General features: G+C 65.2%; 15 protein-coding genes. 10 read left to right on the top strand and 5 right to left on the bottom strand.

The window, feature by feature from the left end; all coding sequences use genetic code 11:
• Nucleotides 1-20: 20 nt before the first annotated feature.
• From QA639_RS22690 to QA639_RS22670, 5 genes are all read left to right on the top strand, one after another.
• Nucleotides 21-1,010, top strand: coding sequence for a hydroxyacid dehydrogenase (locus QA639_RS22690; protein WP_050384695.1), 990 nt, complete (start codon nt 21-23; stop codon nt 1,008-1,010).
• Between the two features lie 69 nt (nt 1,011-1,079).
• A complete protein-coding gene (locus tag QA639_RS22685) occupies nt 1,080-2,504 on the top strand; it encodes an amidase (protein ID WP_283087450.1) in 1,425 nt (474 codons plus the stop codon).
• Between the two features lie 100 nt (nt 2,505-2,604).
• The gene (locus QA639_RS22680) at nt 2,605-3,252 is read left to right on the top strand and encodes a hypothetical protein (protein ID WP_283087449.1); all 648 of its coding nucleotides are present in this window, start codon (nt 2,605-2,607) and stop codon (nt 3,250-3,252) included.
• Nucleotides 3,253-3,307: 55 nt separating this feature from the next.
• A complete protein-coding gene (locus QA639_RS22675; protein WP_283087448.1) occupies nt 3,308-4,081 on the top strand; it encodes a transporter substrate-binding domain-containing protein in 774 nt (257 codons plus the stop codon).
• Nucleotides 4,082-4,253: 172 nt separating this feature from the next.
• Nucleotides 4,254-5,069, top strand: a complete 816-nt coding sequence (locus tag QA639_RS22670) for a DUF2147 domain-containing protein (protein WP_050384698.1) — start codon at nt 4,254-4,256, stop codon at nt 5,067-5,069.
• 211 nt (nt 5,070-5,280) lie between these two features.
• On the opposite strand, the gene QA639_RS22665 is transcribed toward QA639_RS22670, so the two are convergent.
• Both QA639_RS22665 and QA639_RS22660 read right to left on the bottom strand, forming a co-directional pair.
• The gene (locus QA639_RS22665) at nt 5,281-5,685 is read right to left on the bottom strand and encodes a (R)-mandelonitrile lyase (protein ID WP_016847553.1); all 405 of its coding nucleotides are present in this window, start codon (nt 5,683-5,685) and stop codon (nt 5,281-5,283) included.
• 23 nt (nt 5,686-5,708) lie between these two features.
• Complete coding sequence (locus QA639_RS22660; RefSeq protein WP_283087447.1) at nt 5,709-6,407, bottom strand: ribonuclease activity regulator RraA; 699 nt, start codon at nt 6,405-6,407, stop codon at nt 5,709-5,711.
• A gap of 212 nt (nt 6,408-6,619) precedes the next feature.
• On the opposite strand from QA639_RS22660, the gene pxpB reads away from it, so the two are divergent.
• The 4 genes from pxpB to QA639_RS22640 all read left to right on the top strand — a co-directional run bounded on the left by pxpB (nt 6,620) and on the right by QA639_RS22640 (nt 9,755).
• Complete coding sequence (gene pxpB / locus QA639_RS22655) at nt 6,620-7,351, top strand: 5-oxoprolinase subunit PxpB (protein WP_283087446.1); 732 nt, start codon at nt 6,620-6,622, stop codon at nt 7,349-7,351.
• The gene (locus QA639_RS22650; RefSeq protein ID WP_157347735.1) at nt 7,348-8,382 is read left to right on the top strand and encodes a 5-oxoprolinase subunit C family protein; all 1,035 of its coding nucleotides are present in this window, start codon (nt 7,348-7,350) and stop codon (nt 8,380-8,382) included. The genes pxpB and QA639_RS22650 overlap by 4 nt, the downstream gene beginning before the upstream one ends.
• Before the next feature lie 31 nt (nt 8,383-8,413).
• Nucleotides 8,414-9,187: a LamB/YcsF family protein gene (locus tag QA639_RS22645; RefSeq protein ID WP_028332035.1), complete on the top strand. Its 774-nt coding sequence runs from the start codon at nt 8,414-8,416 to the stop codon at nt 9,185-9,187.
• 151 nt (nt 9,188-9,338) lie between these two features.
• Nucleotides 9,339-9,755: a hypothetical protein gene (locus QA639_RS22640; RefSeq protein ID WP_050384702.1), complete on the top strand. Its 417-nt coding sequence runs from the start codon at nt 9,339-9,341 to the stop codon at nt 9,753-9,755.
• A 74-nt stretch (nt 9,756-9,829) separates the two neighbouring features.
• Here QA639_RS22640 and QA639_RS22635 read toward each other — a convergent pair whose 3' ends face one another.
• The 3 genes from QA639_RS22635 to QA639_RS22625 all read right to left on the bottom strand — a co-directional run bounded on the left by QA639_RS22635 (nt 9,830) and on the right by QA639_RS22625 (nt 12,068).
• Nucleotides 9,830-9,982, bottom strand: a complete 153-nt coding sequence (locus QA639_RS22635) for a hypothetical protein (protein WP_176531301.1) — start codon at nt 9,980-9,982, stop codon at nt 9,830-9,832.
• 341 nt (nt 9,983-10,323) lie between these two features.
• Nucleotides 10,324-11,481, bottom strand: coding sequence for a CmpA/NrtA family ABC transporter substrate-binding protein (locus tag QA639_RS22630; protein WP_157347737.1), 1,158 nt, complete (start codon nt 11,479-11,481; stop codon nt 10,324-10,326).
• Nucleotides 11,478-12,068: an ANTAR domain-containing response regulator gene (locus QA639_RS22625; protein ID WP_074130515.1), complete on the bottom strand. Its 591-nt coding sequence runs from the start codon at nt 12,066-12,068 to the stop codon at nt 11,478-11,480. Before QA639_RS22625 ends, QA639_RS22630 begins: the two co-directional genes overlap by 4 nt.
• Nucleotides 12,069-12,184: 116 nt before the next feature.
• On the opposite strand from QA639_RS22625, the gene rimO reads away from it, so the two are divergent.
• The gene (rimO, locus tag QA639_RS22620) at nt 12,185-13,510 is read left to right on the top strand and encodes a 30S ribosomal protein S12 methylthiotransferase RimO (protein ID WP_157347738.1); all 1,326 of its coding nucleotides are present in this window, start codon (nt 12,185-12,187) and stop codon (nt 13,508-13,510) included.
• Nucleotides 13,511-13,540: the final 30 nt, after the last annotated feature.

The raw sequence follows: 13,540 nt of genomic DNA, 5'->3' as shown, positions 1-13,540 counted from the left end.
AGAAACCTCAAGGGCAGGAAATGGCCACCAACAAGAAGAAGATCTTCATCACCCAGACTCTGTCTCCGGGGGCACGGGTGCTCCTCAAGGAGCGGGACGACGTAGAACTCATCGAATTTCCCAACCTGATCTCCGCCAAGGACTTTCAGACCATGCTCGAGCAGCATGCGCCGGTCCATGGCGTGGCGCTCGGCGCAACCCGCTTCGGCGAGGCGGAGCTGGAGGCGTCCAAGGGCATGATGGTGGTGACCCGGATCGGTGTCGGCTATGACGCCGTCGACGTTCCGGCGCTGTCGCGCCGCAAGGTGCCGCTGATGGTCGCAGGCACCGCGAACTCGCCGTCGGTCGCCGAACAAGCCTTGTTCATGATGCTGACTCTGGCCAAGCGCGCGCAGGAAATGCACACGATGGTCAAGGACGGCACCTGGGCGAGCCGGCTCGGCGTGCTTCCGTTCGACCTCTACGGCAAGACCGTGCTGATCGTTGGCTTCGGCCGCATCGGCTCCCGCACCGCCAAGCGCTGCCTCGCCATGGAAATGAACGTGCTGGTCTACGATCCCTACAAGCCCGCCAGCGAGATTACCGCAGCAGGCTGCGAGGCCGTGCCGAGCCTCGAAGCGGCGCTGCCGCGGGCGGATTTCGTCACGATCCATTGCCCGAAGAATCCCGAAACGGTCGGGCTGTTCAACGCCGCGCGGATCAGGCTGATGAAGCCGACCGCCTATCTCATCAACACTGCCCGCGGCGGCATCGTCGACGAGAAGGCGCTGCACGACGCGCTGGTGTCAGGCAAGCTCGCCGGCGCCGGCCTCGACGTGTTCGAGCTCGAGCCGCCGCCGGTCGGCCAGCCCCTGCACGCTTTGCCCAACGTGATCATGGCGCCGCATGTCGCCGGCGTCACGGTCGAGGCCGTCGATCGCATGAGCGAGCAGACCGCACGCAATATCCTGAGCGTGCTGGATGGCAATCCGCTGCGCCAGAACGTGATCAACCAGGACGTCCTCGGCTGAGCTTTCAGCCTTCCTCGTTTGCGCCGCGGCCGATCCGAAAAGATCGGCCCGGCGATGCGGAGTACCCACATGGCCTTCAAGGAATTCGGCAACTACGATGCGGTCGGTCTCGCCGAACTCGTCCGCAACAAGGACGTGACGCCGAAGGAGCTGCTCGACGAAGCGATCGCGCGCACTGCCGCCGTCGATCCCAAGATCAACGCAGTGGTCGTCAAGCACTACGACTACGCCGAGCGCCAGATCGCCAAGGGGCTGCCTGACGGTCCCTTCACCGGCGTGCCGTTCCTGCTCAAGGACCTCGATCTGCTCGAGGGCACACGCACCACGTCGGGTGCCAGCCTGCTGAAGGACTTCGTCGCCGATCACAACGGCACGCTGGCCCAGCGCTTCCTCGACGCCGGGCTTGCGATCTTCGGCAAGAGCTCGAGCCCAGAATTCGGCCTGATGCCGACGACCGAATCCCGCCTGTTCGGCCCGACCCGCAATCCCTGGAATCTCGACCATTCCTCCGGCGGCTCGTCCGGCGGCGCCGGGGCCGCGGTCGCGGCCCGCATCCTGCCCGTCGCGCATGCCAGCGACGGCGGCGGGTCGATCCGGATCCCCGCCTCCGCGTCCGGGGTGTTCGGCATGAAGCCGACGCGTGCCCGCAACCCCTGCGGGCCCGATCGCGGCGAAGGCTGGGGCGGCTTCTCGGTCGGCCACGTGCTCAGCATCAGCGTCCGCGACAGCGCGGTCATGATGGATGCGATCCACGGCCCGGAGCCGTCGAGCCTCTATGTCGCGCCGCCGCCGGAGCGACCGTTCTCGCAGGAAGTCGGCCGCGATCCCGGCCATTTGCGCATCAGCTTCACCGACAAGTCGCCCTACGGCGATGCCATCGATCCCGAGATCGCCGCGGCGGTGCGCGACATAGCCAAGCTGCTGGCGGGGCTCGGCCATCATGTCGAGGAGCGTGCGCCGCCGCTGGCGGCCGATCCCGCCGCGGTCATGACGACCATCGTCGGCGGCAACACGGCGCTGACCATCCGTCTGCTCGAGCAGCGCGTCGGGCGCACCCTGACGTCGGACGATGTCGAGCGGCTCACGCTCGCCAGCGCCCAGAATGCGACCAAGATGAACCCGGCCGACTACGTGGCCGCGCAGCTTGCAGCGTTCCAGATCTCGCGCGCGCTTGCGACCTTCTTCGAAGGTTGCGACATCTTCCTCAGCCCGGCGCTGTGCGCGCCGCCGCTCCGCCTCGGCGAGCTGAACACGATGTCCGAGGACCTCGGCCACATCGCGCCGGTGCTGCGCCGCTACATGCCGGGCACCTCGATGTTCAACATGTCCGGACAGCCGGCGATGTCGGTGCCGCTGGCCTGGAACAAGGCCGGTCTGCCGCTCGGCATGATGTTCGCGGCCAAGCTCGGCGAGGAAGGACTGCTGTTCCGCCTGGCCGGCCAGCTCGAACAGGTCCGCCCCTGGAAGGACCGGCGTCCGCCGATTTGCGCGTAGGCCCCACCGAAGCGCCCGGGCTGACAAAGGCCAGTCACATCAGGTAGATAGGAATGGCGTCGGCGCGATTCCGCCAACGCCGAGCCTGGGAGACCGAACCGTGAGTGACCCGACCGACAATGCGCTCGCTGCAATCGCGAGCATTCTCGATCAGACGACGACACCTCCCGAGAAGGCCAAATCGTCTGACAAGACGGCGGATAAGGAAGCCGAGCCTGCCAAGGAGCCTCCGGTCTCCATCGCGATGCCGCCGCCCCTTCCGTCGTCAGTCGAAGTCGTATCAGTCGAGACCGTGTCCATCACGACCGTGTCCGTCGAGGCCGCGCCCGCCGAGCCGTCGGCGGTCGAGCCGCCTCCGATCGAGCAGCCCGAACCGGTCGAACAGCCTGAGCCAAGTAAAGCTGAGGCAAGTGAACCGGAGCCAAGCGAACCGGAAGCGGAGCCGGAGCCGATCCAGCCGCCGCCCCAACCGATCGAGGCCCATGGCTATTCCAGGTCCGGCCCAGGCCCGATGGCCGCGCTGCGCTTCCGCTGGACGGTACGCCAGGACGGCGCCCAATATTATGTCGACGAGACCGTCGGTGACGCATCGACCCCACTCGTCAACGGCCCGATGGAGCGGGACGCCGCGATCAAATTCGTCGACGATCGCGAGGCCGAAGCGCGGCGGCGCTTCGAGCATTTCAAGCACGAGATGCTCAGCCGCACTGCGAGCGTCGTTCAGGCAAAGGACAGCAACGAGGCCTGAGACGCGATACGTGCCCTTCGGGCATCGCAATCAAATGCGGATGGAGTAGACCTCGATGTTTCGCGCGCTGGTCGGCCTCGCCTTCGCCTTGCTCCTGTCCACCGCGCACGCGCAGCAGGCGCCGTCCCGGCTGGATGAGATCGTCAAGCGCGGCATCCTGCGGGTCGGCATGACCGGCGACTATTTGCCCTTCACCTATCTCGACAAGGAGACCAAGACCTTCCGCGGCTTCGATGTCGACATGGCGCAGTCACTCGGCAAGGCGCTCGGCGTCAAGGTCGAGTTCGTGCCGACGTCGTGGCCGCAGATGACCAGGGATTTCGAGGCCGACGATTTCGACATCGCGATGGGCGGCGTCTCCATCACCTTCGATCGGCAGAAGAAGGGTCTGTTCTCGACGCCGATCATGCGCGAGGGCAAGACGCCGATCGCGCGCTGTGCCGACAAGGGCAAGTTTGAGACGATCGCCGAGATCGACAAACCGGGCACCCGCGTGATCGTCAATCCCGGCGGCACCAATGAGCGCTTCGCGCGCGCCCATGTGAAAACCGCCGAGATCCGGGTCTTCAACGACAACACCAAAATCTTCGACGAGATTGCCAAGGGCGATGCCGACCTGATGATGACCGATGCATCCGAGACGCGCTATCAGCAGAAGCTGCATCCCGGCGTGCTGTGCGCCGTTCATCCCGACAAGCCGTTCGACTTCGCGGAAAAGGCCTACTGGATGCAGCGCGACGTCGCCTTGAAGGCGTTCGTCGACCAATGGCTTCACATCGCACGCGAAGATGGCGGCTACGCGAAGATCTACGCCGCGTGGTTCGAATAGCCCGCGTCACGCTCATCATTTGAAGCGCACGGCCTGAAACCAGACCGTAATCCAGAGATTTGAACCTAAGCCGCAAGGATACGACTCATGTTCTGACCGTGATCTGGGACACGTTCAACGAGGTGGGCACCGGATAGCCTTGCGAACGGGGTTCCCTGCACCGGAGGTCGAGATGAGAAAGCTACTGGCGATCGCCACGCTCGTGCTGGCGAGCACGGCCGCAGCGCAGGCGCAGTACACATTCGATTACGGCGGCCGCACCATTCGCATCGATCCCGATCGCGGCACGGTTTCGATCCCCGGCGTCTACGACAATACTCCCCGCGGCACCAAGCGCGCCAAACGCGAGGACACCGAGCAGAAGCGCAAGGCTCCGAAGGAAGCCAACACGGACGCTAAGACGGATTCCCAGGCCGCGCCGTCCGGCGCGCCCGCAGCGGCTGCTCCGCCAGCCCTCGATCAGGCCGCCGTCCCGCCGGCGCCTGCCGCAACCACGACGGATCCGGCCAGCACGGGTGTTGCGGCCACGCCGCCTTCAGCTACAGCCGCGACCACACCGCCGCCGCCCGCGCCGCCAGCCGTCCAGCAAAATGCCGCGCCTGCTGCAAAGCCCACCACCGCTCCAACCGTCGGTGCCGCCTCGCCGAGCGCTCCAGCGCCCAAGCCGCTCGCCAATCCCGTGCAAGCAGCGAACTCGCCGCTTGGCGTCTGGATCACCGAAGAGAAGGAAGGCAAAATCCGCATTGAGCAATGCGGTGCCAATCTCTGCGGCTACGCCGTCGACAAGAAATCGAACGCCAACGGCGAGCAGGTTCTGATCAACATGAAGCCGGGCAAGGATAAATGGAGCGGCCGCATCTTCGATCCGAACAGCGGCAGCACCTACGATTCCACCATCGCGATGAAGAGCCCCGACACGCTACGCGTCCAGGGCTGTGCGTTCGGCGGCATGTTCTGCGGCGGCCAGACCTGGACGCGGGTGAATTGATTACGCTTGGATCGTAGCCCGGATGAAGCCAACGGGTCGCGCGAATGCGCGCCCGATGACAGGCTCCGCGAAATCCGGGATTGTTACCGCAGGAGAGACCGCCCCGGATTGCGCTTCGCTCCATCCGGGCTGCGGTCTCCATCCGGGCTAGGCATACGAAAAAGCCCCGCCTGACGAGCGGGGCTTTCATCTTTTGAACTGCTACGACGCTTCAGCCGACCTTGCCGTTGTATTCCTCGTCGGTGACGTGCTCCATCCAGGTCGAATAGACGCCATCGAGCGCCTCCTGCATGGCGATGTGGGTCATGCTGTTGTCCGGCGAGGCCCCATGCCAGTGCTTCTCGTTCGGCGGAATCCAGACGACATCGCCGGGACGAATCTCCCTGATCGGGCCGCCCTTGGCCTGCACGCGCCCGATGCCCGAGATCACGTACAGCGTCTGTCCGAGCGGATGGGTGTGCCAGGCGGTGCGTGCGCCGGGCTCGAACGACACGCGCGAGGCGTTGAGCCGCGCCGGCGCAGGCGCCATGTTGATCGGGTCCTGCAGCACGGTGCCGGTAAAATTCTCCTTCGGCGCGCGGCGGGTCGGCCGCGAGCCGGAAACGTGGATGTCCATGGGGTTACCTCCCTTTCTTGACGTTATTTCTTGGTGGCGGCGTAGCGCGCCTTGGTCTCGGCATTCATCGGATACAAGCCGGGCAGTTGGGCGCCATTGTTCACCTCGTTGACGATCCAGGCTTCCATCCGTTCCTGCTCCGGCCCCTCGGCCAGCACGTGATCGAGGAACGCCTGAGGGATCAGCACCGCGCCGTCCTGGTCGGCCACCACCACGTCGTTCGGGAATACGGCAACGCCGCCGCAGCCGATCGGTTCGCCCCAGCCGACGAAGGTCAGGCCTGCGACTGACGGCGGAGCCGCGTAGCCGTCGCACCACACCGGCAGGCCGGTGCCGAGCACGCCCTCGACGTCGCGCACCACGCCGTCGGTGATCAGCGCCGTCACCCCGCGCTTGACCATGCGAGCGCAGAGGATGTCGCCGAAAATGCCGGCATCGGTGATGCCCATGGCATCGACCACGGCAATGCAGCCGGCCGGCATCGCCTCGATCGCGGTGCGGGTCGAGATCGGCGACGACCAGGACTCCGGCGTCGCCAGATCCTCACGGGCCGGCACGAAGCGCAGCGTGAAGGCAGGTCCGACCAGCCGCTTCTGCCCCGGCCTCAGCGGCTTGGTGCCGCGCATCCAGATGTTGCGCAGGCCCTTCTTGAGCAGGACGGTGGTGATGGTGGCGGTGGACACGTGCGACAACGTCGCGATCGCTTCGGCGGACAGTGACATCTGGAAAGCTTGCTCCGATGGAAGGAAAAGACCGGCGCATGTTGCCGGGCAAAGGCCTTGCGTCAAGGGCTGCGCGAAAAAGCTGCGATCATCCAAATTTATCGCCGGCATGCCGATTAATTTATTGAAGTTGCTGCATCATTTTGCACGAAGCGAATTCCGTTTTATCTCGAAACACGCTAGCTTGATGGCTGACGACAGCGCTTGACCCAATGGCCGAACCCCTAAGTCCTCCCCGCCTTTTGCCGAGTGGCGACAGCGCCATCACGGTGGAATTCAGCCGCACCATCGATGACGCCGCCAACCGGCGGGTGCTGGCGCTCGACCGCGTGATCGCTGCCGAGCCGATCGCCGGCATCACCGAGACCGTGCCGACCTACCGGTCGCTGCTGGTGCATTACGAACCCGTCCAGATCAGCTTCGATGCGCTCGGCGGGCAACTACTGGCACGCGCGGCCAAGGCGCCGCCGACCGAGACCGGAACGCGGCGCTGGCGGATTCCCGTGACCTATGGCGGCGAGCATGGCATCGATCTCGAGGATGTCGCGAAGGCGCTCAAAACCACGCCGGACGAGGTCGTGGCGCGCCATGTCGCCGGCGACTATCGGGTCGCCATGATCGGCTTCACGCCTGGCTGGTCCTATCTCAGCGGGCTGGAGAGCTTCCTGCACATGCCGCGGCGCAAGGATCCGCGGCTGCTGACCCCGGCCGGCACCATTTCGATCGGCGGCATCCAGACCGGCGTGCAGTGCCTGGCCGGCCCGAGCGGCTGGCACCTGCTCGGCCGCACGCCAGTGAGGACCTACCAGTTGCATCGCGATCCGACCTTCCTGCTGGAGCCGGGCGATGCCATCACCTTCACCGCGATCGACGCCAAGACCTTTGCCGAACAGGACCGCGCCGCCGAGGCCGGCGAGTTCGTCGCTGAACTGGTGACGCCATGAGCAAGCTCGTCGTCACCTCGATCGGCCCGGCAAGCTCGGTGCAGGACGGCGGACGTCCGGGCTCGCAGCGCTACGGCCTGACGCCGAGCGGCGCGATGGACCGGCTTTCGCTGGCCGCCGCCAACACGCTGATCGGCAACGAACTGTTCGCCGCCGCGGTCGAAATCGGCCCGTTCGGCGCCAGCTTCACCGCACGCGGCGGCGCGGTGCGCGTCGGGCTCGCCGGCGCGTCGCGCAATGCCGATATCGGCGGCCGGCCGGTCGCGTTCGACAGCTCGGCAACGATCGCCGAAGGTGAGACGCTCACTCTCGGCTTCGCGCGCGGCGGCTCGTTCAGCTATCTCGCGATCGAGCACGGCATCGAGGGCGAACCGACGTTCGGCAGCCTCGCCGTGAACGCCCGCGCCGGGCTAGGCAGCCCCTACCCGCGGCCGCTGCAAAGCGGCGACGAGTTGACGACGCAGGCTGCAAGCGGCGCGCCCGAACGCCGCATCGAATTGCCGGCCGCGACCGATGCGCCGATCCGCATCGTGTTCGGCCCGCAGGACGACGAGTTCGCCGAGGACAACAAGAAACTGTTGGTCGACAGCGAGTGGAAGATCTCGGCGACCAGCGACCGCATGGGCTATCGCCTCGAAGGTCCCGCCATCAAGCATCTCGACGGCCACAACATCGTCTCCGACGGCACCGTGAACGGCAGCATCCAGGTGCCCGGCAACGGCCAGCCGATCGTGCTGATGCCGGACCGCGGCACCAGCGGCGGCTATCCGAAGATCGCAACCGTGATCACGGCCGATTTCGGCCGCTTCGCGCAGATCTCGGCCGGCCGTCCGTTCCGCTTCAAGGCGGTGACGATGGCAGAAGCGCAGGCCGAAGCGATCAAGTTCCACGAGCTGCTGCGTTCCCTGCCCGACCGCCTCCGTGGGATTGAGGATTTTGGCCTCAACATCGAAGCGCTGCGGGATGCGAATGTCGCGGGTCAGGCCGTCAACGCCGTCGATGCGTCGACCTGGCAAGTTGCGCTACCCTGAATCCATACGAACAACAGACGGATCGATCGTCATGACCTCAACCATCGACCTCAATTGCGATCTCGGCGAAAGCTTTGGCCCCTGGGAAATGGGCAATGATGCCGCGATGATCGAGCTTGCGACCTCGGTCAACGTCGCCTGCGGCTTTCATGCCGGCGACGCCGACATCATGCGCAAGACGGTCGAGCTGGCGAAGGCGCGTGGCGTCAGCGTCGGCGCCCATCCCGGCTATCGCGATCTGCACGGCTTTGGCCGCCGCCCGATGCCGGGACTGACGTCCTCGGAGATCGAGAACCTGATCGCTTACCAGATCGGCGCCTTGCAGGCGATCGCGACCGCGGCCGGCCACAAGGTCACCCATGTGAAGGCGCATGGCGCGATTTCCAACGTCGCTTGCGAGGACGACATGACTGCACGAGCGATCGCCAATGCGATCAAGGCAGTCGACCCCAATCTCATCTTCGTGGTGCTCGCCAACTCAAAGCTGGTGCGCGCAGGTGAAGCGGCAAATCTGCGGATGGCGCATGAGGTGTTCGCCGACCGCGCCTATGAGGACGACGGCAACCTGGTGTCGCGCAAGAAGCCCGGCGCGGTGCTGCACGATCCCAAGGCGATTGCCGATCGTGTGGTGCGGATGGTGCAGGACGGAGCCGTCGTCTCGGTCACCGGCAAGGTGATCAAGATGCAGACCGATACCGTTTGTATCCACGGCGACACGCGTGGTGCCGTCGAGATCGCGCGCGGCCTGCGCGAGGCGCTGAAACAGGCGGGCATCACCGTTGCGCCGTTCAAGACCGCGTACTAAGCCGCGAACGCATTGATCAGAAAAAGGCCGGCCGCCGCGCCGGCCCTTTTAGATTCCGTTAAGAGTCTTCTTAAACCCAAACTTGCCGTTTGATTGCTAGGTGCAGCTTCCGAGCCTTTGATTGTCCTCTTAGGAAATTGGGTACGAAAGCATGTTCCGCACCAGCCTCTCCCTCACAATCGCCGCGGTTGCTACCGCCGCCTTCACCAGCGCGGCATCCGCCGGCTGCTACAGCTGCTATACGCCGCCGCCGCAGCCGTGCACGACCTGCTATCAGGTGCAGAGCGTGCCGCCGCAGTATCGCACGGTGCAGGAGACCGTCATGGTGGCGCCGGGCCGCGTCGTCGCGCATCGCACGCCGGCACAGTATCGCACCGTGATGGTGCCGAAGACGGTGATGGTCGCGCCCGAAGGCGTCGCCTATGAGCGCATCGCGCCGCAATACGCCACGCAGGAGCGCACCGAAATGGTCTCGCCGGGCTATTCCTACTACGCGCCGGTTCAGCCGACCTGCAGCACCTGCGGTGGCGGCTACGGCTACGGATATGGTCGGGGCTACGGCTACTGAGCCGTCAGCATCCAGCCAACACAAAGCCGCCGCCTGAGGATATCAGACGGCGGCTTTTGAATTTTCCGAAGGGTTCAGAACGGGTGGACGGACAGCGTGCCGAACACGATGGCCGCGATCACCGCAAAGGCGCTGTAGAGCGCCGCGGTGTGAATTCCGGTCTCCGACTTCCTCGAAACTTGTCGCGCGTAATGATGCAGGCGGGCTTCCGCCGATAGTTCGCGCATCGTCGATCTCCAACGCCCCATTGTCAGGCATATGGAATATCGTTCGCGCCCGGATTCAAGCGGGCGGCAAAAATAGCGATGCCGCCGCCTCCGGGAACCCGGTTCCGAGAGGAATATTCCTTCTCGTGCGCTCGGCCGAGAATCCTATTCGCCGCAATTCGAGGCGTCGCGAACCCGCGCCAGTCCCGCAATAATCGAAAATCTCGAAAACAACCCCATGCAAAGTAGCCGGAGGTGGATAGTCGAGGCGCTGCCGCTGCCGCGCCTGTTGCCCATCCTTGTCCCAGCAACAAGACGCACCGGTCGTGCACGTGCCGCCGGAAGCGGCCGCTGCGTCGCGCTCAGGCCTTCCAGCGCCCGATCTTGAACGCCGCCAGATGCCCCGGAACGTCGCCCGGGTCGAACGGCGGGCCGGCGAATGCCCCGATGGCGCTGGAGGCGCCGGCCGGGCGGCCTGATGCGGCGTCGTAGAGGTCGGGCCTGAACACGGCCATGGCGGTCTTCAGCGCCTCCGGCCGGTAAGGTGTTTGGCCCCAGCGAACCATCTGCGCATAGAGCCAGGCCGCCTGCCCCGGATCAGGCCGCGCCGCAGCCTCGCGCCCGACCAGCAAATAGCGATTGCTCTCGCGCATGGTGCCGTCGGGCGAAATCTTCAGGTGGCCATCGAGCGTGCGCTGGATGACGCTGGCATCGACACCAATCCGCTCGGGCTGCGCCAGGATGCCCGCGACCTCGGACCGGTTCTCGGGCCGCTCGATGAACTCCACGGCGCGCAGATGTGCACGCACCAGCGCCGCCACGGTGTCGGGATGCTTCTCCGACCAGCTCTGCCGCAGAGCCAATACCTTTTCCACCGCGCTGAGCAGGATGTCGGAAACGAAATGCAGGATGTGGCCGATGCCGAGATCGACCGCGATCGAATTCCAGGGTGCGCCGACGCAAAACGCGTCGACATGGCCGTTGGCGAGACTGTCGACCATGTAGGGCGGCGGCAGCACCACGAGTTGGACATCCTCATCGGGATCGACGCCGCCGGCGGCCATCCAGAACCGCAACTGGTAATTGTGGGTCGAGAACGGGAAGGTCATGCCGAAGGTCAGCGGCTCTGCCCCGCTCTTCCGCCGCTTGGCCACCACGCGGGCGAGCGCCTGTGCGGTTGCCATCGGATCGAAGCGGTCGCCGTCGATCTCTTCCATCAGCGCGGCGTGCAGCGCCGGCGATACCGTGATGGCATTGCCGTTGAGCCCGAGGTTGAAGGGCGCCGCGATCGGCACCTTGACGTGACCGAGCCCGAGGCTCGAGGCGATCGCCACCGGCGCCAACAGATGAGCGGCGTCGAACAGGCCGATATTGAGCTTGTCGCGGACGTTCGACCACGACACTTCCCGCACCAGCGTGACGTCGAGGCCTTCGGACGCGGCAAATCCCTTGTCGACGGCAACGATCAGCGCGGCAGCGTCGACCAGCGGAATGAACCCGATGCGCAATGGTGTGGTCATTTCAGGAGCTCCGACGCCGTCAGGATCGATTGCGCGATCTCTCCGATCTTCTTTTTCTCGCGCATCGCGGTCGAGCGCATCAGCACGTAGGCCTCCTCCTCGGTCAGCCCCTTCACCTTCATCAGGATGCCCTTGGCGCGATCGATCACCTTGCGCTCCTCCAGCGCGTGCTTGGTGCGGTCGAGCTCGTCCTGCAACTTGGCGAAGGCATTGAAGCGGGAGACGCACAGATCGAGGATCGGCTTCATCCGCTCCTTCTTGAGACCATCGACGATGTAGGCGGAGACGCCCGCCTCGACCGAGGCCTGGATCGAGGCGGCGTCGCTCTGGTCGACGAACATCGCGATCGGCCGGCGGACCGCGCGGCTCACCTGGAACATTTGTTCCAGCACGTCGCGACTGGGATTCTCGAGGTCGATGACGATGATATCGGGGTCGAGCGCATAGATTCGCGAGAGCAGGCTCTGCATCTCGCTGATATGCACGACATCCGTATACCCGGCCTCCCGCAGTCCCTCCTCCAGGATGGCCGCTCGGATCGGGCTCTCGTCGACTATGACGATCTTGGGAGACGATTCAGCGCTCATCGACAACTCTTAAGGCCCGGCAGATGCATCCATATCATGCCGGAAGCCCCGGGAAAGGGTTGTAATTCTCGGCAATTGGGACTAGCTCCTGCCCATTCATCAGGCAGATCAGAGATATGCAAGAGGCCGCCGCGCCGAAAGTGAGCTTTGTGTCCTTGGGGTGCCCCAAGGCGCTGGTCGATTCCGAGCGCATCATCACGCGGCTGCGCGCGGAGGGCTATGAGCTGGCGCGCAAGCATGACGGCGCCGACATCGTCATCGTCAACACCTGCGGCTTTCTCGACAGCGCCAAGCAGGAATCGCTCGCCGCGATCGGCGAGGCCATGGCCGAGAACGGCAAGGTCATCGTCACCGGCTGCATGGGCGCCGAGCCGGAGCAGATCGAGAGCGCCTATCCCGGCGTGCTCTCGATCACGGGGCCGCAGCAATATGAGAGCGTGCTGGACGCCGTGCACCGCGCGCTGCCGCCGGCGCACAACCCGCATATCGACCTGGTGCCGCCGCAGGGCGTCAAGCTGACGCCGCGGCACTACGCGTATTTGAAGATTTCCGAGGGCTGCAACAACCGCTGCAGCTTCTGCATCATCCCGAAGCTGCGCGGCGACCTGGTGTCGCGACCGGCCAATGACGTGCTGCGCGAGGCCGAGAAGCTGGTGAAGGCCGGCGTCAAGGAGTTGCTCGTCATCTCGCAGGACACCTCGGCCTATGGCGTCGACCTGAAATACGCCGAGAGCCCGTGGCAGGACCGCAGCGTCCGCGCAAAATTCTTCGATCTCGCCAAGGAGCTTGGCGAGCTCGGCGCCTGGGTGCGGCTGCAATATGTCTACCCCTACCCGCATGTCGACGAGGTCATCGGCCTGATGACCGAGGGCAAGGTGCTGCCCTATCTCGACATCCCGTTCCAGCATGCGAGCCCGGACGTGCTGCGCGCGATGAAGCGCCCGGCTGCGCAGGAAAAGACGCTGGCGCGGATCCAGAAATGGCGCGAGCAGTGCCCCGAGCTGACGCTGCGCTCGACCTTCATCGTCGGTTTCCCCGGCGAGACCGATTCCGACTTCGCCTATCTGCTCGACTGGCTCGATGAAGCCGGAATCGATCGCCTCGGCTGCTTCAAATACGAGCCGGTTGCCGGCGCCGCGTCGAACGCGATCGGAAATGCCGTGCCCGACGAGGTCAAGCAGGAGCGTTGGAATGCGCTGATGGCGCGGCAGCAGAAGATCTCCGCGAGGCGCCTGAAGCGCAAGGTCGGCACCCGCCAGCAGGTCATCATCGACGAGATCGGCCCCACGGTGGCGAAGGGCCGGTCAAAGGCCGATGCGCCGGAGATCGACGGCGCCGTCTACCTCACCAGCCGCCGTCCGCTCAAGGTAGGCGAGATCGTCACCGCCAAGATCGAGCGCTCCGACCAATACGACCTGCACGGCAGCGTCGCCGGATTCTGACGCTTGACATGTTCCGGCGTTCGGCTGTAT

Origin of the sequence: Bradyrhizobium pachyrhizi (assembly GCF_029714545.1) — a bacterium.
GTDB classification, from domain to species: Bacteria; Pseudomonadota; Alphaproteobacteria; order Rhizobiales; family Xanthobacteraceae; genus Bradyrhizobium; species Bradyrhizobium pachyrhizi.
Note: the sequence above shows the minus strand (reverse complement) of the source record. Positions and strands in the feature narration are given on the sequence as shown.

Excerpts from the sequence above, each read along its gene's own strand:
- QA639_RS22690 (WP_050384695.1), top strand. The coding sequence starts at position 21 with ATGGCCACCAACAAGAAGAAGATCTTCATCACCCAGACTCTGTCTCCG.
- QA639_RS22685 (WP_283087450.1), top strand. The coding sequence starts at position 1,080 with ATGGCCTTCAAGGAATTCGGCAACTACGATGCGGTCGGTCTCGCCGAA.
- QA639_RS22675 (WP_283087448.1), top strand. The coding sequence starts at position 3,308 with ATGTTTCGCGCGCTGGTCGGCCTCGCCTTCGCCTTGCTCCTGTCCACC.
- QA639_RS22670 (WP_050384698.1), top strand. The coding sequence starts at position 4,254 with ATGAGAAAGCTACTGGCGATCGCCACGCTCGTGCTGGCGAGCACGGCC.
- QA639_RS22665 (WP_016847553.1), bottom strand. The coding sequence starts at position 5,685 with ATGGACATCCACGTTTCCGGCTCGCGGCCGACCCGCCGCGCGCCGAAG.
- QA639_RS22660 (WP_283087447.1), bottom strand. The coding sequence starts at position 6,407 with ATGTCACTGTCCGCCGAAGCGATCGCGACGTTGTCGCACGTGTCCACC.
- pxpB (WP_283087446.1), top strand. The coding sequence starts at position 6,620 with ATGGCCGAACCCCTAAGTCCTCCCCGCCTTTTGCCGAGTGGCGACAGC.
- QA639_RS22650 (WP_157347735.1), top strand. The coding sequence starts at position 7,348 with ATGAGCAAGCTCGTCGTCACCTCGATCGGCCCGGCAAGCTCGGTGCAG.
- QA639_RS22645 (WP_028332035.1), top strand. The coding sequence starts at position 8,414 with ATGACCTCAACCATCGACCTCAATTGCGATCTCGGCGAAAGCTTTGGC.
- QA639_RS22640 (WP_050384702.1), top strand. The coding sequence starts at position 9,339 with ATGTTCCGCACCAGCCTCTCCCTCACAATCGCCGCGGTTGCTACCGCC.
- QA639_RS22635 (WP_176531301.1), bottom strand. The coding sequence starts at position 9,982 with ATGCGCGAACTATCGGCGGAAGCCCGCCTGCATCATTACGCGCGACAA.
- QA639_RS22630 (WP_157347737.1), bottom strand. The coding sequence starts at position 11,481 with ATGACCACACCATTGCGCATCGGGTTCATTCCGCTGGTCGACGCTGCC.
- QA639_RS22625 (WP_074130515.1), bottom strand. The coding sequence starts at position 12,068 with ATGAGCGCTGAATCGTCTCCCAAGATCGTCATAGTCGACGAGAGCCCG.
- rimO (WP_157347738.1), top strand. The coding sequence starts at position 12,185 with ATGCAAGAGGCCGCCGCGCCGAAAGTGAGCTTTGTGTCCTTGGGGTGC.